At 72.2% G+C, this 17,398-nt stretch carries 13 protein-coding genes and 2 pseudogenes; 4 read left to right on the top strand and 11 right to left on the bottom strand.

The annotated features are described in order from the left end of the window. Window positions 1–23: 23 nt before the first annotated feature. The 5 genes and pseudogenes from mmsA to iolC all read right to left on the bottom strand — a co-directional run. Window positions 24–1,526: a CoA-acylating methylmalonate-semialdehyde dehydrogenase gene (mmsA, locus tag ABZY13_RS17345; RefSeq protein WP_356631475.1), complete on the bottom strand. Its 1,503-nt coding sequence runs from the start codon at window positions 1,524–1,526 to the stop codon at window positions 24–26. 14 nt (window positions 1,527–1,540) lie between these two features. Continuing rightward, window positions 1,541–3,418, bottom strand: coding sequence for a 3D-(3,5/4)-trihydroxycyclohexane-1,2-dione acylhydrolase (decyclizing) (gene iolD / locus ABZY13_RS17340; protein WP_356631473.1), 1,878 nt, complete (start codon window positions 3,416–3,418; stop codon window positions 1,541–1,543). Continuing rightward, window positions 3,415–4,245, bottom strand: a complete 831-nt coding sequence (gene iolB, locus ABZY13_RS17335; protein ID WP_356631471.1) for a 5-deoxy-glucuronate isomerase — start codon at window positions 4,243–4,245, stop codon at window positions 3,415–3,417. The genes iolD and iolB overlap by 4 nt, the downstream gene beginning before the upstream one ends. A gap of 8 nt (window positions 4,246–4,253) precedes the next feature. Then, window positions 4,254–5,144 (bottom strand): deoxyribose-phosphate aldolase, encoded by an 891-nt coding sequence (locus ABZY13_RS17330; protein ID WP_356631469.1) that lies wholly within the window; start codon window positions 5,142–5,144, stop codon window positions 4,254–4,256. A gap of 473 nt (window positions 5,145–5,617) precedes the next feature. Continuing rightward, window positions 5,618–6,562, bottom strand: a pseudogene (iolC, locus tag ABZY13_RS17325) (5-dehydro-2-deoxygluconokinase); the annotation flags it as partial. Window positions 6,563–6,895: 333 nt separating this feature from the next. Here iolC and ABZY13_RS17320 point away from each other — a divergent pair. Then, a complete protein-coding gene (locus tag ABZY13_RS17320; protein ID WP_356631467.1) occupies window positions 6,896–7,096 on the top strand; it encodes a MerR family transcriptional regulator in 201 nt (66 codons plus the stop codon). A gap of 108 nt (window positions 7,097–7,204) precedes the next feature. Here the strand turns inward: ABZY13_RS17320 and ABZY13_RS17315 are convergent, their stop codons facing one another. Both ABZY13_RS17315 and ABZY13_RS17310 read right to left on the bottom strand, forming a co-directional pair. Next, entirely contained in the window at window positions 7,205–8,248 is a 1,044-nt protein-coding gene (locus ABZY13_RS17315) for a zinc-dependent alcohol dehydrogenase family protein (RefSeq protein WP_356631465.1), read from the bottom strand. Between the two features lie 71 nt (window positions 8,249–8,319). Further along, the gene (locus ABZY13_RS17310) at window positions 8,320–10,614 is read right to left on the bottom strand and encodes an MMPL family transporter (RefSeq protein ID WP_356631463.1); all 2,295 of its coding nucleotides are present in this window, start codon (window positions 10,612–10,614) and stop codon (window positions 8,320–8,322) included. A 368-nt stretch (window positions 10,615–10,982) separates the two neighbouring features. On the opposite strand from ABZY13_RS17310, the gene ABZY13_RS17305 reads away from it, so the two are divergent. From ABZY13_RS17305 to ABZY13_RS17295, 3 genes are all read left to right on the top strand, one after another. Continuing rightward, the gene (locus ABZY13_RS17305) at window positions 10,983–11,582 is read left to right on the top strand and encodes a TetR/AcrR family transcriptional regulator (RefSeq protein WP_356631655.1); all 600 of its coding nucleotides are present in this window, start codon (window positions 10,983–10,985) and stop codon (window positions 11,580–11,582) included. 84 nt (window positions 11,583–11,666) lie between these two features. Then, a complete protein-coding gene (locus ABZY13_RS17300) occupies window positions 11,667–11,924 on the top strand; it encodes a hypothetical protein (RefSeq protein ID WP_356631461.1) in 258 nt (85 codons plus the stop codon). Window positions 11,925–12,135: 211 nt separating this feature from the next. Next, window positions 12,136–12,375 (top strand): heavy-metal-associated domain-containing protein, encoded by a 240-nt coding sequence (locus ABZY13_RS17295; RefSeq protein WP_356631459.1) that lies wholly within the window; start codon window positions 12,136–12,138, stop codon window positions 12,373–12,375. A gap of 583 nt (window positions 12,376–12,958) precedes the next feature. Here the strand turns inward: ABZY13_RS17295 and ABZY13_RS17290 are convergent. The 4 genes and pseudogenes from ABZY13_RS17290 to ABZY13_RS17275 all read right to left on the bottom strand — a co-directional run. Beyond that, the gene (locus tag ABZY13_RS17290) at window positions 12,959–14,248 is read right to left on the bottom strand and encodes a citrate synthase (RefSeq protein ID WP_356631457.1); all 1,290 of its coding nucleotides are present in this window, start codon (window positions 14,246–14,248) and stop codon (window positions 12,959–12,961) included. A gap of 209 nt (window positions 14,249–14,457) precedes the next feature. Further along, the gene (locus ABZY13_RS17285; RefSeq protein WP_356631455.1) at window positions 14,458–16,740 is read right to left on the bottom strand and encodes an ATP-dependent RecD-like DNA helicase; all 2,283 of its coding nucleotides are present in this window, start codon (window positions 16,738–16,740) and stop codon (window positions 14,458–14,460) included. Between the two features lie 90 nt (window positions 16,741–16,830). Further along, a complete protein-coding gene (locus ABZY13_RS17280) occupies window positions 16,831–17,028 on the bottom strand; it encodes a DUF397 domain-containing protein (protein WP_356631453.1) in 198 nt (65 codons plus the stop codon). A 6-nt stretch (window positions 17,029–17,034) separates the two neighbouring features. After that, window positions 17,035–17,157 (bottom strand): annotated as a pseudogene (locus ABZY13_RS17275) (transcriptional regulator); the annotation flags it as partial. Window positions 17,158–17,398 lie beyond the last annotated feature (241 nt).

Genomic DNA, 17,398 nt, shown 5'->3' with positions numbered 1-17,398 from the left:
TCAGGACATAGGGCGTCAGGGCGTCAGTGGTTGCGCGGGAAGCCCAGGTCCACGCCCGCGGGGGCGTCGGCCGGGTCCGGCCAGCGGGTGGTGACGACCTTGCCGCGGGTGTAGAAGTGCGTGCCGTCGTTGCCGTAGATGTGGTGGTCGCCGAAGAGGGAGTCCTTCCAGCCGCCGAAGGAGTGGTAGCCGACGGGGACCGGGATCGGCACGTTGACGCCGACCATGCCGGCCTCCACCTCCAGCTGGAAGCGGCGGGCCGCGCCGCCGTCGCGGGTGAAGATCGCGGTGCCGTTGCCGAACGGGGAGGCGTTGATGAGCGCCACCCCCTCCTCGTAGGTGTCCACGCGCAGGACGGACAGGACGGGGCCGAAGATCTCGTCCCGGTAGGCCCTGGCGGTGGTCGGCACCTTGTCGAGCAGGGAGATGCCGATCCAGTGGCCGTCCTCGTAGCCGTCGACGGTGTGGCCGGTGCCGTCGAGGACGACCTCGGCGCCCTCGTCGGCGGCCCCGGTGACGTACGACGCCACCTTGTCGCGGTGTTCACGCGTGATCAGCGGGCCCATCTCGGACGCCGGGTCGTCGCCGGGGCCGATCCTGATCTTCTCGGCGCGCTCGCGGATCTTCTCGACCAGTTCGTCACCGATCGCGCCGACCGCGACGACGGCCGAGATGGCCATGCAGCGCTCGCCCGCGGAGCCGTAGGCCGCGCTGACCGCCGCGTCGGCCGCCGCGTCGAGGTCGGCGTCGGGCAGGACCAGCATGTGGTTCTTGGCGCCGCCGAGGGCCTGCACGCGCTTGCCGTGGGCGGAGGCGGTGGTGTGGATGTGGCGGGCGATGGGGGTGGAGCCGACGAAGGAGACCGCCTTGACGTCGGGGTGCTCCAGGAGCCGGTCGACGGCCACCTTGTCGCCGTGGACGACGTTGAGGACGCCGTCCGGCAGGCCCGCCTCGGCGAACAGCTCGGCCAGCCGCACGGAGGCCGAGGGGTCCTTCTCGCTGGGCTTGAGCACGAAGGTGTTGCCGCAGGCGATGGCGAGGGGGAACATCCACATCGGCACCATGGCCGGGAAGTTGAACGGCGTGATTCCCGCCACCACGCCCAGCGGCTGCCGGATCGCGGCCACGTCGACGCGGCTCGCGACCTGCGTCGACAGCTCGCCCTTGAGCTGCACGCTGATCCCGCAGGCCAGGTCGACGATCTCCAGGCCGCGCGCCACCTCGCCGAGGGCGTCGGAGTGCACCTTGCCGTGCTCGGCGGTGATGAGCCGGGCGATGTCGTCGCGGTGGGCGTCGAGCAGTGCCCGGAACGAGAACAGGACCGAGGTGCGCTGGGCCAGCGAGGACTGGCCCCAGGTGACGTAGGCCTCCTTGGCGGCGGCGACGGCGGCGTCCACCTCGTCGGCCGAGGCGAGGGCGACCTTGGCGGTGACCGCGCCGGTCGCCGGGTCGGTGACCGGCCCGTACGCGCCCGACGTGCCGTCGACGGACCTGCCGCCGATCCAGTGGTTGACGATCTTCGTCATGACCGGGTGCTCCTTCACAGATGGCGGCGTCGGGTCGAGACGTGCCGTTCGTACAGCTCGCGGGCCTTGACCGCGGACGGCCTGGTCGCGGTCTCGGCCACGGGTACATCCCACCAGGCCTGCGCCTCGGGCGCGCCCGACACTGTGTCTGCCGTTTCGGTCTCGACGTAGACACATGTGGGAGTGTCCGCGGCCCGCGCCTCGGTGAGCGCGGCGCGCAGTTCGCGGACGGTGCGGGCACGCAGCACCCGCATCCCGAGGCTGGCGGCGTTGGCGGCGAGGTCGACCGGCAGGGGCGCGCCGGTGTACGTGCCGTCGGCGGCCGGGAAGCGGTAGGCGGTGGCGAACCCCTCCGCACCGACCGACTCGGACAGGCCGCCGATGGAGGCGTACCCGTGGTTCTGCACCAGCAGCACCTTGATCGCGACGCCCTCCTGCACGGCGGTGACGATCTCGGTGGGCATCATCAGATAGGTGCCGTCGCCGACCAGCGCCCACACCGGCCGGTCCGGCGCGGCCAGCTTGACGCCGATCGCGGCGGGGATCTCGTAGCCCATGCAGGAGTAGCCGTACTCCAGGTGGTACTGGTCCCGCGACCGGGTCCGCCACAGTTTGTGCAGGTCGCCGGGGAGGGAGCCGGCCGCATTGATGATCACGTCCGTCTCGTCCACGACGGCGTCCAGGGCGCCGAGGACCTGCGTCTGGGTGGGCCGGGCGTCCGGGTCGGGGGCGGCGTAGGCGGCGTCGACGCGCCGCTCCCAGCGCTTCTTGTCGCGGGCGTACTCGGCGGCGTAGCCGGGCTCGACGCGGTGGCCGTGCAGGCGCAGCGCCTCGGTCAGTTCGGCGAGGCCGCTGCGGGCGTCGGCGATCAGCGGGAGCGCGGCGAGCTTGTGGCCGTCGTAGGGGGCGATGTTGAGGTTGAGGAAGCGGACGCCGTCGGCGGCGAACAGGGTGCCGGAGGCGGTGGTGAAGTCCGTGTAGCGGGTGCCGACGCCGATGACCAGGTCGGCGCTGCGGGCCAGGGCGTCGGCTGCGGCGGTGCCGGTGTGGCCGATGCCGCCGACGTCCTGGGGGTGGTCGTGGGGCAGGGCGCCCTTGCCGGACTGGGTGGAGGCGACCGGGATGCCGGTGGCTTCGGCGAACTCGGCGAGGGCCGTCTCCGCCCGGCTGTGGTGCACCCCGCCGCCGGCGACGACGAGGGGCCGCCGGGCGGCACGGACGGCCCGGACCGCCTCGGCCAGTTCGGCGGGGTCGGCGCCGGGACGCCGTACGGCCCAGGTGCGCTCGGCGAAGAAGTCGTCCGGCCAGTCGTACGCCTCCGCCTGCACGTCCTGCGGGAGGGCGAGGGTGACGGCGCCCGTGTCGACGGGGTCGGTGAGCACGCGCACGGCCTGGAGCGCGGCCGGGATCAGGGCTTCGGGGCGGGTGACGCGGTCGAAGTAGCGGGAGACGGGGCGCAGGGTGTCGTTGACCGAGACGTCGCCCGCGTACGGCACTTCGAGCTGCTGGAGGACGGGGTCGGCGGGGCGGGCGGCGAAGACGTCGCCGGGCAGGAGGAGGACGGGCAGGTGGTTGACGGTGGCGAGGGCGGCGCCGGTGACCAGGTTGGTGGCGCCCGGGCCGATGGAGGTGGTCACCGCGTGCGTGGAGAGGCGGTCGCACTGGCGGGCGTAGCCGACGGCGGCGTGCACCATGGCCTGTTCGTTGCGCCCCTGGTGGAACGGCATCGCGCCGGCGTGCTCCACGAGCGCCTGGCCGATCCCGGCGACGTTGCCGTGCCCGAAGATGCCCCAGGTGGCGCCGATCAGCCGGCGGCGGACGCCGTCCCGCTCGGTGTACTGGACGGTGAGGAAGCGCACCAGCGCCTGCGCGACCGTCAGCCTGATCGTCATCGGTAACCCCCTGCGGCGGCCGTGTGGTCCGGGTGGAAGCGGATGCGCCACTCACGGCTCTCGCCGGGGCCCGCCATGACGTTGAGGTAGTACATGTCGTGGCCGGGCTGGGCGATGGACGGACCGTGCCAGCCGTCGGGCACCAGGACGGTGTCGCCGGAGCGGACCTCGGCGAGCAGGTCGGCCCCGCCCTCGCGGGAGGGGAAGACCCGCTGGTAGCCGAGGCCGTTTCGACCGTCGATCTCGAAGTAGTAGATCTCCTCCAGCCGGGATTCCTCGCCGGGCCGGTGCTCGTCGTGCTTGTGCGGCGGGTACGAGGACCAGTTGCCGCCGGGGGTGATCACCTCGACGGCGATCAGCCGGTCGCAGGGGAAGGCGTCGGCGGCGGCGAAGTTGCGCACCGTGCGGGCGCAGTTGCCGCTGCCGCGCTGTTCGACGGGTACCTCCGGCGCGGGGCCGTAGCGGGCGGGGAGTCGTCGCTCGCACTTCGCTCCTGCCAGGGCGAAGCGGCCTCCCGCGCCGGAGGCGATCTGTGCCTGGGCGTCGCGCGGCACGTACGCGAAGTCGGTGACCGACGCGAACACGCTTTCGCGTCCCAGGAGTTGGAACACCTCGCCCGCCGTCCCGCCCGCTTGTACGGTACAACCGCCCTCCAGGGGCAGCACGATCCACTCGCTGTCCCCGGTGGTGAAGATGTGCGTCCCGCCCGGCTCCAGCTCCACCACGCGCAGACTGCAGTGGGTCCAGCCGGCCAGCTCCGGGTCGACGTCGACGGCGTACTGGGGTCCCGAGGTGGCGCCCCTGGGCAGATGCAGACGGTTGCTCATACGACCCCTCACAGCAGTCCTACGGCGGTGTCCACGGCGGCGGCCACGTCGCCGTCCGCCGGATACAGCAGCGACCGGCCGGCGACCAGCCCACGGACGGTCGGCAGGCGAAGGGCGCCGCGCCATTTCTCGTACGCCTCGTCCCGGTCCTCGGGCGTGTCCCCGATGTCGCCGCCGAGCAGCACGGCGGGCAGGGTGGTGGTCTGCATGACGCGGGCCATGTCGTCCGGGTTGTCGGTGACCGGCACCTTCAGCCAGGTGTAGGCGGACGTGCCGCCGAGCCCGGAGGCGATGGCGAGGGAACGGACGACGGCCTCGGCGGACAGGTCGTTGACCAGCCGCCCGGAGGCGTCGCGGCGGGTGATGAACGGCTCCACGAACACGGGGAGTCCGCGGGCGGCCATCTCGTCTATGGCGCGGGCCGCGGACTCCAGGGTGTCGAGGGAGCCGGGGTCGTCGTAGTCGATGCGCAGCAGGAGCTTGCCCGCGTCGAAGCCGAGGCGCCGGATGTCCTCGGGGCGGTGGCCGGTGAAGCGGTCGTCCAGCTCGAAGCGGGCGCCCTGGAGTCCGCCGCGGTTCATCGAGCCCATGACGACCTTGCGGTCCAGGGCGCCGAGCAGCAGCAGGTCGTCCAGGATGTCCGCGGTGGCGAGGACGCCGTCGACGCCGGGGCGGGAGAGCGCGAGGCAGAGGCGTTCGAGCAGGTCGGCGCGGTTGGCCATGGCCAGCTCCCGGTCGCCGACCCCGAGCGCGCCGCGGGCGGGGTGGTCGGCGGCGACGACCATCAGCCGGTCGTCGTCGCCGAGCAGCGGCCTTCGCGGCCGGCGTGCGGCGGCTTCGACGACGGCCTGGGGGTGCCGGGTGCGGATGCGGACCAGCTCGGCGACGTCTACGGGCATGGGTCGGCCTCGGGGGTGGTGTGGCCGGCGGCCCCGGGGGCGGTCTCATCGGTCTGCTGGGCCGTCTGATCCGGCTCGGCGGCGGCCTCGGCGGGGGTCTGGTCCGGCTCGGCGGTCGTCCGGTCGGTCGTCCGGTCGGTCCGGGCGGTCGTCCGGCCGGCCTTGTGGTCGGCCTCGGCGGTCGTCCGGGCGGTCCGGGCGGTCGTCCCGCCGGCCTTGTGGTCGGCCTCGGCGGTCGTCCGGGCGGTCCGGGCGGTCGTCCGGCCGGCCTTGTGGTCGGCCTCGGCGGTCGTCCGGGCGGTCCGGGCGGTCGTCCGGCCGGCCTTGTGGTCGGCCTCGGCGGTCGTCCCGTCGGTCCGGGCGGTCGTCCCGCCGGCCTTGCGGTCGGCCTCGGCGGTCGTCCCGTCGGTCCGGGCGGTCGTCCCGCCGGCCTGGGGGACGGTCGGCGCCGCCCTCCGGGACGTCCCGGAGGGCACCGCACCCGCCTCCAGGGCCGCCGCGATCTCCTCGCCGGTCGGCATGGCCGAGGAGCACTCCAGGCGGGAGGCGACGATCGCGCCGGCGGCGTTGGCGTGGCGCACGGTCCGTTCCAGGGGCCAGCCGGCGAGCAGGCCGTGGCAGAGGGCGCCGCCGAAGGCGTCCCCGGCGCCGAGGCCGTTGAGGACGTCGACGGGCAGCGGGGGCACCTCGGCCGACTCGCCCCCCGCGCCGACGGCGAGGACGCCCTTGGGGCCCTGCTTGACGACGGCGAGCTCCACTCCGGCGTCGAGCAGGGCGCGGGCGGCGGCATGCGGGTCGCGGATTCCGGTGGCGACCTCCACCTCGTCCACGTTCCCGACGGCGACGGTGGCATGGCGCAAGGCCTCGGCGTAGAAGGGGCGGGCGGCGGCCGGGTCGGTCCAGAACATGGGGCGCCAGTCGAGGTCGAAGACCGTCGGACCGGCCTTGGCGCGGTGGGCGAGGGCCGCGAGGGTGGCGGTGCGGCTGGGCTCCTCGCTCAGGCCGGTGCCGGTCGCCCAGAAGATCCCGGCCGCGCGCACGGCGTCCAGGTCGAGGTCGTGGGCGTCGAGCTCCAGGTCGGGGGCCTTGGGGTGGCGGTAGAAGTAGAGCGGGAAGTCGTCCGGCGGGAACACCTCGCAGAAGGTGATCGGGGTGGGCAGCCCCGGCACGGGTGTGACCCAGCGGTCGTCCACGCCGAAGTCGCGCAGCGCCTGGTGGAGATAGGCGCCGAACGGGTCGTCGCCGGTGCGGGTGATCACCGCGGTACGGCGGCCCAGACGGGCGGCGGCGACCGCGACGTTGGCGGGCGAGCCGCCGAGGAACTTGCCGAAGGTCGACACCTGCGGGAGCGGCACCCCGGTCTGCAGCGGATAGAGATCCACGCCGATCCGCCCCATGGTGATCAGGTCGTACGCCATCGAGATCCCTTCGCACCGTCGCGGGTGGGTCGCGGCTCGCTCTTCCGGGTTTCTAGTCTCCGCCGGGAACCCTGTCAACGGTTTGTCCGGACATTCGGACGACAACGCGCCCGGACGGCGCGGGCCTCTGCTCCACTTCTGTCACGAACGCCACCGTCGTGTCACAGATGTCATGCATCCGCACGCCCTGTGTCACATCCGGCCACGGCCCCCGCCCCCTGCGAACTCCGCGTCGTTGACGGGGCGCAGGCTCGATGATCGCCAGCGCGCGTCCGGCTCCACCGGCGGCCGTCCCCCGGCCGCCGCCGCGGCGCGCGCGGGGAGGTGCACATCATGACCGACCGAAGGCTCTGGTCCTACAAGGAGATCGCGGCCCACATCCGGGTGCAGCCGGACACGGTCCGCTCGTACCGCAAGCACGGGCTGCTCCCGCCGCCCGACCATGTGGAGAACGGCAAGCCCTACTGGTACGCCGACACCGTCCGCGCCTGGGTCGCCGCCCGCCCCCGCAACCGGGGCCGCGCGGCGGACTGACGGGCCGTCGGCCGCCCCGTGCCCCGCCCTGGAGCGGGGCACGGTCGTCCCGGAATGCGGCGGGGCCGTCCTGGACGAGCGGGCCGCCCCTCGCGGTCGCCCCCCGGCTCACCGCCACGGCTCGATGACGGTCACCCCCGATCCCGGGGCCGCGCCCAGGGCGGCGAGGGCGGCCGGGGCCGCGTCGAGCGGGATGGTGGAGGTGACCAGGAGGTCGGGGCGCAGGGCGCCGGTGCGGACCAGTTCCAGCATCGGCGGGTAGGCGTGGGCGGCCATGCCGTGGCTGCCGAGCAGTTCGAGCTCAAGGGCGACGGCGCGGGCCATGGGCACGGGCGTGGTACCGGTCGGCGAGGGGAGCAGGCCGACCTGGACGTGGCGTCCGCGGCGGCGCAGGCCGTTGACGGAGGCGGCGCAGGTGGCGGGCGAGCCGAGCGCGTCCAGCGAGAGGTGGGCCCCGCCGCCGGTCAGCTCGCGGACCGCCGCCGCGGTGTCCTCGGTGGTGCGCGCGTCGACGCAGTGCGCCGCGCCGAAGGTCCGCGCCAGCTCCAGGGCCCGCGGCGACACGTCGACGGCGACGACCCGTGCCCCGGACGCCGCCGCGATCATCACCGCGGACAGCCCGACCCCGCCGCAGCCGTGCACGGCGACCCACTCCCCCGCGGCGACCCTGCCTTGCCCCACGACCGCCCGGAACGCGGTGGCGAACCGGCACCCGAGCGAGGCGGCCGTCGCGAAGGACATCTCCGCGGGCACGGCGACCAGGTTCACGTCGGCATGGTCCAGTGCGACGTACTGGGCGAACGAGCCCCAGTGGGTGAAGCCGGGCTGGGTCTGCCGCTCGCACACCTGCTGGTCGCCCGCCGCGCAGGAGGCGCAGGCGCCGCAGGCGCAGACGAACGGCACGGTGATCCGGTCGCCGGGCCGCCAGGCGGTCACCCGCGCACCGGTCTGCTCGACGACGCCGGCGAGTTCATGGCCGGGAACGTGCGGCAGCGTGATGTCCGGGTCGTGCCCCTGCCAGCCGTGCCAGTCGCTGCGGCACAGCCCCGTGGCCTCGACCCGCACGACCACCCCGTGCTCCGCGGGCCGCGGGTCGGCCACCTCCCGTATCCCGGCCGGCTCCCCGAACCGCTCGAACACCACAGCCCGCATCCGCCGCCCTGCCCTTCCGCCGCCGCCCGCGGCCGACGCCGCGGGCGGTCACCACCGCTCCCGGCGGAACGCTAACCCCGTGCCGCCACCGTGTCCCGGGCGGACTCCCCTTCCTGTTCGCCGCCACCGGCACCGTGCTCCCGCGTGCCGCCCGCCCCCGGCGCCGCGGCCGGCTCCTCGCCCTCGCCGAGTCCGAAGCGGGCGTGGAGGCGGCGCAGCGGTGCCGGCGCCCACCATGTGGCGCGGCCGGTCAGCCGCATCACGGCCGGGACCAGCAGGCTGCGGACGACCATGGCGTCCATCAGCACCGCCAGGGCGATGCCCAGTCCGAGCATCTTGGTGTTGGTGACGCGGGAGGTGCCGATGGCGACCATGACCACCGCCAGGATGACCGCCGCCGCCGTGATCAGACCGCCGGTGCGCTGGAGTCCGTGCCGCACCGCCTCGTCGTGGTCGCCGGTGCGGTCGTGCTCCTCCTTGATTCGGGAGAGCAGGAAGACGCCGTAGTCCATGGAGAGGCCGAAGGCCACGCAGAACATCAGGACGGGCAGGGTGGTCTCTATGGAGCCGGTGGTGGTGAAGCCGAGCAGGTCGGACAGGTGCCCGTCCTGGAAGACCCAGACGACCGCGCCGAACATCGCCGTGAGGCTGAGTGCGTTCAGCACCACCGCCTGGACCGGTATCAGCACGCTGCCGGTGAGCAGGAAGACCAGCAGCAGGGTGACGACCGCGATGCAGGCCAGCGCCCAGGGCAGCCGCTCCGCCAGGGCGTCCTTGGAGTCGACCAGGACGGCGGCCGTGCCGGTGACGGCGGTGTCGAAGGGGGCGTCCACCGCGCGGAGTCCGTCCACCAGCCGTTGGGCGGGTTCGTCGACGGCCTCGCCCTCCGGCAGCACCGTGAAGTACGCCGCGTCGCCCCGCACCAGAGGCCCTTCGACCCGCAGGACGCCGGGAAGCGCGGCGACCCGCTGCTTGTAGTCGGCGTACTCGGCCTCGGTCGCCCGCCCCTCGGCCAGGACCTCCAGGCCGCCGCCGGGGCTGCCGGGGAAGCCGTCCCTGATGTGCTGCTGCACCACATGGGACTCGGCGCTCGACGGGAGCTGGCGGTCGTCCGCGGTGCCGAACTTCACGCCCAGGAAGGGCAGCCCGAGCAGGAGCAGCACCGCGGTCGTCCCCAGGGCGAAGAACGGGGCCCGCCGCATCACCAGCGAGGCCGTGCGGCCCCAGGCCGCGCCCGCCTCCGCCCGGCCCTTCTCCGCGTCGGCCGGCTCCGGGGACCGCCCGCGACGGAACAGCCGGCGCACGTCCAGGGCGTTCACCCGGTGGCCGAGCAGCACCAGCGCCGCCGGGAGCAGGATCAGGGCGGCCGCCGCGGCGAGCAGCACCACCGCTATGCCGGCGTAGGCGAAGGACCGCAGGAAGTACTGCGGGAACAGCATCATCGCGGCCAGCGAGACGGCGACCGTCAGGGCCGAGAACAGCACCGTGCGGCCCGCCGTGCGCAGGGTGACGCCCACGGCGGTCACCGGCGCGGCCCCGGTGGCCAGCTCTTCGCGGAAGCGGCGGACGATGAACAGCGCGTAGTCGATGGCCAGACCGAGCCCGAGGGCCGTGGTCAGGTTGAGTGCGAAGACCGAGACGTCGGTGAACTCCGTCAGACCGCGCAGCAGGGCGTTGGTGCCCAGGATGGCCACGATGCCGATGCCGAGCGGCAGCAGCGCGGCGACCGCGCTGCCGAAGACCATCACCAGCAGCACCAGCGTCACCGGCAGGGCGATCAGCTCGGCCCGGGTGAGGTCCTCCTGGATGATCGTCTGCATCTCGTGCCGGACCGCGAGCATTCCGCCGATCCGGACCTCCACCGGGCCGTGGGTCCCGCGCAGGGCGGGCGCGATGCGCTCCAGGGTCTCCTGGGCGGCCTTCTCCTCCCCCGTGATCCGGGCGGCTATCAGCGCCTCGTGGCCGTCCTCGGCGCGCAGGGAGGGGGACCCGGACTGCCAGTAGGAGCCGACCCCGGCGACGCCCTTCTCGGCGGCCAGCCGATCGGCGAGCCGGTCCGCCTCCGCGGCGACCGCCGGGTCGTCCACCGAGGCGCTCCCGGCGTCCACCAGCAACAGCAGGTTCGGCTGCGAGCCGGGGAACTCGCGCTCCAGTGCCCTGGTCGCGTAGGTCGACTCGGCGGCGGGGTCCTCCCAGCCGCCGCTGCCCAGCCGCTCGGCCACCCCGCCGCCGGCCAGCACCGCGAGCACGGTCAGGACCAGGGCGGCGAACAGGGACAGCCGGGGCCGGGCGGTCACGAACCGCGTCCACCCGCCGGGCCGCGGCGGCCCGTCGTCCGTGCGGCGCGGGCTGCTGACTTCGGTCATCGTGCGGTGTCCCCTTCACCCTGGCCCACCCGCGGCGTGCGGGCAGGCACCATGGACCGACCATTGCCAATAGACTGGCGAACACGAGACATCGCTCGCGTTTCTTTAGAATGCGAGCGACCACTCGCGTTTGTCAATCGCGTTCGGAGAGCTGGGGATAACTCGTGCCCGAGACGAGCGAGACGAGCGGAACCACCGCATCCGGCGGGACCGGCGAAGCCAAGGGAACCGGCGGGTCCGACAGAACCGGCGGAACCGGCGGAACCGCCGAATCCGGCGGACCCACCGAGTCCAGCGGAACCGGCGGAACCGGCGAGGCCACCGCCGACGCCAAGCCACGCCGGCGCCAGGCGCGCGGCGAGCGGCGCGTGGCCCAGTTGCTGGAGGCCGCCGCCACCGTCTTCTGCACGACCGGCTACACGGCCGCCAGCACCAACGCCATCGCGCGCGAGGCGGGCGTCTCACCGGGCACCCTCTACCAGTTCTTCCCGAACAAGGAAGCGATCGCGGTCGAGCTGGGCGACCGGCTGATGCACGAGATGCGGAACGCCTACGGCGAGGCGCTCGCCCCCGTGGACCCCTCCACACCGCTGGAGGAGGCCGTGCACGCCGCCGTCGACCGGTTCATCGAGTTCAACTGCCGCCACCCGGTCTTCTTCGCCCTGATGCACGGCCCCGACATCCCGGGCCGGATCACCGACGAGCACGACGCCCTGCACGCGACCCTGCTCCAGCGCGTCGCGACGCTGCTCACCTCCCTGCTGCCCGAGGCGAGCGAGGCCGACGTCGCCCGCACCGCGAACGTCTGCCTGAGCCTGTACAAGGCGGGTCTGGAACTGGTCCTCGCCCACGAGGGCGCCGAGCGCGAGGAGTACATCCGGGAGCTGAAAGCCGTACTGGTGCGCTACCTCGAACCCATGGCCGACGCCGGACCGTCCCGGACTGCGCCGCACGCCGAGACCGCATAGGGTTCGGGACCAGAGGCACCGGACGAATCGGACACGCGGCACGGCGACCGGACGAGCAGGACCGGACGAGCAGGAGGGGACAGCGTGACCCACTCCCCGCCGCCCGGCGCGCCCCGGGCCCGCATCCCCGCCCCACGGAAGCCCCCGCCGCCCCGTCCCGAGCCGCAGCTCGTCTTTTGGCGCCGCTGCCTGTGGGGCTGGACGACCGTGTGGGCGATCACCGTCCTCGTCACCTGCGTCGGCGACCCCGCCCGCCTGCCCGCCGCACTCCTCCTCGGCGGCCCGGTGATCCCCGCCGCGCTGGCCGTGTGGGCGTACGGTCGACGGAGCCGACGGCGGTAGACGGGGAACGGGCGAAGCGGGCCGCCAGAGCGAGCCCCGCGCGACGCGCCCCCACGACGAGCCGCGCAACGAGTCCGCGCGCCGGGCGGGACACCCGGCGACGCACTCCGCGCCACGGCCGTCCGCTCACGGCGGAGGAACGCCCGGAATACCCCCTAGGGGTATACAGTTGAAAGGGTCGGAGAAGTTGGAACGATGGAGGAGCGACGACATGACCACCCAGACCGACACCCCGGGTTCCGTGACCACCGTCTACAAGGTGGGCGGCATGAGCTGTGGCCACTGCGAGGGCGCCGTCTCCGGTGAGATCTCCGAAATCCCCGGCGTCACCTCCGTGAAGGCCGTCGCCGCCAGCGGCGAGGTCACCGTCGTCTCCGAGGCCCCGCTGGACGAGGAAGCCGTGCGCGACGCCGTGGACGAGGCCGGCTTCGAGCTGGTCGGCCGCGCCTGAGACACTCCCGGCACCGGGCCGCGCCGAGCGCCGCGGCCCTTCCACTCAACGCCGCGGACGTTCCCGCTGAATACCATTCTCATTTCACTATTTCACCGAAATCGGGGCGCTCATCCCCTTGGAGTCCCGCGCGGGCCTCACATAAGCTCTTCACAAGGCTCACGCAGCTTCCTTACGCTGGGCCTCGTTCACCTGATCGGGCCTCTCGGCATCTTTCAGGACATATGCAAGAGACGCAGATCACAGTGGTGTGAACGTAACCATCGAAGGGATTCGAGGGTCTAAGTTGGCGATGTCAGAAGGCGTCTTGGGGGGCGCCGACTGGCATCCGGGGATGTCTTGGGGGACTTCCCTGGAGTCGCGTTGCCGGGACACGTACACCGGGAAGCTTTGAGCGGCCCTCCCTGCGTGCGCTGTCCCGGCAGAGCTCATGACACAGCGATTCAGGCGCTGGTTCTCACAGGCGCCCGGCCGGATCCCGTGGGGGGAATCCGTACCGGGACATGGGAAGGCGCCCTGGTCGTCGGCCCGTGGGGGGACCGGCGCCAGGGCGCCTTCTGTCGTTCGGAGTGAAAGCCCGCGGTCAGCGCGCCTCGACCGGCACGAAGTCGCGCTCGACGACGCCCGTGTAGATCTGGCGCGGGCGGCCGATGCGGGAACCGGGCTCCTTGATCATCTCGTGCCACTGGGCGATCCAGCCCGGCAGGCGGCCGAGGGCGAACAGGACCGTGAACATCTCGGTCGGGAAGCCCATGGCCCGGTAGATCAGACCGGTGTAGAAGTCGACGTTCGGGTAGAGGCTGCGCGAGACGAAGTAGTCGTCGGAGAGCGCGTGCTCCTCCAGCTTCAGCGCGATGTCCAGCAGCTCGTCGGACTTGCCAAGGGCCGAGAGGACGTCGTGCGCGGCGGCCTTGATGATCTTGGCACGCGGGTCGAAGTTCTTGTAGACCCGGTGGCCGAAGCCCATCAGGCGGACGCCGTCCTCCTTGTTCTTCACCTTGCGGATGAAGGAGTCGACGTCGCCGCCCGCGTCGCGGATGCCCTCCAGCATCTCCAGCACGGACTGGTTGGCGCCGCCGTGCAGCGGGCCCCACAGGGCGTTGATGCCGGCGGAGATCGAGGCGAACATGTTCGCCTGCGAGGAGCCCACCAGGCGGACCGTGGAGGTCGAACAGTTCTGCTCGTGGTCCGCGTGCAGGATGAGCAGCTTGTCCAGCGCGGAGACGACGATCGGGTCCAGCTCGTACTCCTGTGCGGGGACCGAGAAGGTCATCCGCAGGAAGTTCTCGACGTAGCCCAGGTCGTTGCGCGGGTAGACGAACGGGTGACCGATCGACTTCTTGTACGCGTACGCCGCGATCGTCGGCAGCTTGGCGAGCAGCCGGATCGTGGAGAGGTTGCGCTGCCGCTCGTCGAACGGGTTGTGACTGTCCTGGTAGAAGGTGGACAGCGCGGAGACGACCGAGGACAGCATGGCCATCGGGTGGGCGTCGCGCGGGAAGCCCCGGTAGAAGTTCTTGACGTCCTCGTGCAGCAGGGTGTGCTGCGTGATGTCGTTCCTGAAGCCGGTGAGCTGGTCCACGGTCGGCAGCTCGCCGTTGATCAGCAGGTAGGCGACCTCCAGGAAGGTGGAGCGCTCGGCCAGCTGCTCGATCGGGTAGCCGCGGTACCGGAGAATTCCCTGCTCGCCGTCGAGGTAGGTGATCGCGGATTTATACGCGGCGGTGTTGCCGTAACCGCTGTCCAGGGTCACGAGACCGGTCTGGGCCCGGAGCTTCCCGATGTCGAAGCCCTTGTCCCCGACGGTGCTGTCGATCACCGGGTAGGTGTACTCGCTGCCGTCGTACCGCAGTACTACAGAGTTGTCGCTCACGTCTTCCCTCACCGACGTAGTGCCTCATCTTCGAGGTGCCCTGACTGTCTCTACCATCCCCCATTTGGCTCAGGAGAGTGCACTCGGGGTCGACCATTGGGCTTAATGGCGGCACTCAGTGCCGCCAACCGCTCATCCTCCACCCTCCGTTGCCCTTACGGAAGGTCTGTGTGACCTTTCCGACTCATTTGATCGATCATTTTTTACGATCAAGCCATCGGAGGGGTCCGCAAGAGTGGTCCCGGAGCCAGCCGGTGGTCCAGCGCCGTGCAGCGCCGACCCGCCGACACCGTGCGCACCGCCTGCCCTATCGCCTTGCGCGAGCCGACGAGGACGACCAGCCGCTTGGCCCGTGTGACGGCCGTATACAAGAGGTTCCGCTGGAGCATCATCCACGCGCCGGTGGTCACCGGGATGACCACCGCCGGGTACTCGCTGCCCTGGGAACGGTGGATGGTCACGGCGTAGGCGTGGGCCAGCTCGTCCAGTTCGTCGAACTCGTACGGCACCTCCTCGTCCTCGTCCGTCAACACGGTCAGGCGCTGGTCGACCGGATCGAGCGAGGTCACCACGCCGACCGTGCCGTTGAAGACGCCGTTCTTCCCTTTGTCGTAATTGTTACGGATCTGGGTGACCTTGTCGCCGACACGGAAGACTCTGCCGCCGAACCGCCTCTCCGGCACGTCGGGGCGGCCCGGGGTGATGGCCTGCTGGAGGAGGCCGTTGAGGACGCCGGCGCCGGCGGGGCCGCGGTGCATGGGGGCCAGCACCTGGACGTCCCGGCGCGGGTCGAGCCCGAATTTGGCCGGGATTCGCCGTGCGGCCACGTCCACGGTGAGCCGGCCGGCCGCCTCCGTGTCGTCCTCGACGAACAGGAAGAAGTCCTTCAGCCCGTCGGTGAGCGGATGCTGCCCGGCGTTGATCCGGTGCGCGTTGCTCACCACGCCGGACTGCTGGGCCTGGCGGAACACGCGCGTCAGGCGCACCGCCGGGACCGGGCTGCCGTCGGCCAGCATGTCGCGCAGCACCTCGCCGGCGCCGACGCTGGGCAACTGGTCGACGTCCCCGACGAACAGCAGGTGGGCGCCCGGCGGCACGGCCTTGACGAGCTTGTTGGCGAGGAGCAGGTCCAGCATCGACGCCTCGTCCACGACGACCAGGTCGGCGTCCAGCGGCCGGTCCTTGTCGTACGCCGCGTCGCCCCCGGGCTTGAGCTCCAGCAGGCGGTGGACGGTGGATGCCTCCGCGCCGGTCAGCTCGGCGAGGCGCTTGGCGGCGCGGCCGGTGGGGGCGGCCAGCAGCACCTTCGCCTTCTTGGCGCGGGCCAGCTCGACGATCGACCGCACGGTGAACGACTTGCCGCAGCCGGGACCGCCGGTGAGGACGGCGACCTTCCGCGTCAGCGCCAGCTTGACGGCGGCCTCCTGCTCGGGGGCCAGCTCCGCGCCCGTACGGCCCTTCAGCCACGCCAGCGCCTTGTCCCAGGCGACGTCGTGGAAGCCGGGCATCCGGTCCTCGTCGGTGCGCAGCAGGCGCAGCAGCTGGGCGGACAGGGACAGCTCGGCGCGGTGGAACGGCACCAGATAGACCGCGGTGACCGGCTCGCCGCCGCCGTCCGGGCCGGGCACCTTCTCCCGTACGACGCCCGGATCGCCGCCGTCCTCGGGCGGCTCGGCCAGCTCGGCGAGGCACTCGATGACCAGGCCGGTGTCGACCTGGAGGAGTTTCACCGCGTCCTTGATCAGCTGCTCCTCCGGGAGGTAGCAGTTGCCCTGGTCGGTGGCCTGCGAGAGGGCGTACTGCAGGCCCGCCTTGACCCGCTCGGGGCTGTCGTGCGGGATGCCGACGGACTGGGCGATCCTGTCGGCGGTGAGGAAGCCGATGCCCCACACATCGGCGGCGAGACGGTAGGGCTGGTTCTTGACCACGGAGATCGAGGCGTCGCCGTACTTCTTGTAGATCCGCACCGCGATCGACGTCGAGACCTCGACGGTCTGGAGGAAGAGCATGACCTCCTTGATCGCCTTCTGCTCCTCCCAGGCGTCGGCGATCTTCTTGGTGCGCTTGGGGCCGAGGCCGGGCACCTCGATGAGCCGCTTGGGCTCCTCCTCGATGATCCGGAGGGTGTCGGTCCCGAAGTGCTGGGTGATGCGGTCGGCGAACACGGGTCCGATGCCCTTCACCAGACCCGAGCCGAGATAGCGCCGGATGCCCTGGACGGTGGCCGGCAGGACGGTCGTGTAGTTCTCCACGGTGAACTGCTTGCCGTACTGCGGATGCGACCCCCAGCGCCCCTCCATCCGCAACGACTCGCCGACCTGCGCACCGAGCAGCGCGCCGACGACGGTGAGCAGGTCGCCGGCGCCGCGCCCGGTGTCGACGCGGGCGACGGTGTAGCCGTTCTCCTCGTTGGCGTAGGTGATGCGCTCGAGGACGCCTTCGAGCACGGCGAGCCGGCGCTCGCCGCCCTCGCCGCCTGCTGGTTGGGCCATGACTGCGACGGTACCGGCCCGCGCTGACAGCGGGGCCGGTGCGCTTGCCGCTCCGCGGGGCGGCGCGGGTCCAGCGACCGCCCCGGACGGTCAGCGCAGTCCGGGCTCGCGCTTGAGGGCTTCCAGGAAGGGCGCGAAGGCGGGGGCGCGGAAGGTGAGGGTGGCTCGGGGGCGGTCCTTGGTGTCTCGGACGGCTACGCGGGTGGGGGTGGTGGCGACCTCGACGCAATCGTTTCCGTCACCCTCGCCGGAGTAGGACGACTTTCGCCAATTGACGCGGGTGGTCATGGCGCCTCACAGCTCCTTCGCCAACTTGTGGATGAAGTCACGCGACCGGCCCGGTTCGAGTGACACCGCTTCTACCTTACGGAAGCGTGTTCGGTACGTGCTGAGTTGCGCTTCCGAGTCGAGGAACACGACGCAAGTACGTGTGGTGCGAGCTGGCCTCCGAGCAGGCAGCCGTACCCGGACGTGCCCCAACTCCCTGACGACACGGGTACGTTCCTCGGTCATGACGTCCGCAGCGCCCGAACCGCCGTCCGCCACCCCACCGTCGTGGGGGGGGGGGGGGGGCCGGCCGGCCGCGCGGCCCCCCGGGGGGGGGGGGGGGGGGTCGGGGGGAGGGTGAAAAGGAAATGGTTGTGGCACTGAGAAAAGG

The organism is Streptomyces sp. NPDC006610, assembly GCF_040611575.1.
Classification (GTDB): domain Bacteria; phylum Actinomycetota; class Actinomycetes; order Streptomycetales; family Streptomycetaceae; genus Streptomyces.
The sequence above is the reverse complement of the archived record's forward strand: the minus strand, read 5'-3'. Positions and strand labels throughout refer to the sequence as shown.

What these genes read in the sequence shown, in the direction of transcription:
- ABZY13_RS17320 (WP_356631467.1), top strand. Translation starts at nt 6,896, where the DNA reads ATGACCGACCGAAGGCTCTGGTCCTACAAGGAGATCGCGGCCCACATC.
- ABZY13_RS17330 (WP_356631469.1), bottom strand. Translation starts at nt 5,144, where the DNA reads ATGCCCGTAGACGTCGCCGAGCTGGTCCGCATCCGCACCCGGCACCCC.
- ABZY13_RS17310 (WP_356631463.1), bottom strand. Translation starts at nt 10,614, where the DNA reads ATGACCGAAGTCAGCAGCCCGCGCCGCACGGACGACGGGCCGCCGCGG.
- ABZY13_RS17315 (WP_356631465.1), bottom strand. Translation starts at nt 8,248, where the DNA reads ATGCGGGCTGTGGTGTTCGAGCGGTTCGGGGAGCCGGCCGGGATACGG.
- iolD (WP_356631473.1), bottom strand. Translation starts at nt 3,418, where the DNA reads ATGACGATCAGGCTGACGGTCGCGCAGGCGCTGGTGCGCTTCCTCACC.
- ABZY13_RS17285 (WP_356631455.1), bottom strand. Translation starts at nt 16,740, where the DNA reads ATGGCCCAACCAGCAGGCGGCGAGGGCGGCGAGCGCCGGCTCGCCGTG.
- mmsA (WP_356631475.1), bottom strand. Translation starts at nt 1,526, where the DNA reads ATGACGAAGATCGTCAACCACTGGATCGGCGGCAGGTCCGTCGACGGC.
- iolB (WP_356631471.1), bottom strand. Translation starts at nt 4,245, where the DNA reads ATGAGCAACCGTCTGCATCTGCCCAGGGGCGCCACCTCGGGACCCCAG.
- ABZY13_RS17280 (WP_356631453.1), bottom strand. Translation starts at nt 17,028, where the DNA reads ATGACCACCCGCGTCAATTGGCGAAAGTCGTCCTACTCCGGCGAGGGT.
- ABZY13_RS17295 (WP_356631459.1), top strand. Translation starts at nt 12,136, where the DNA reads ATGACCACCCAGACCGACACCCCGGGTTCCGTGACCACCGTCTACAAG.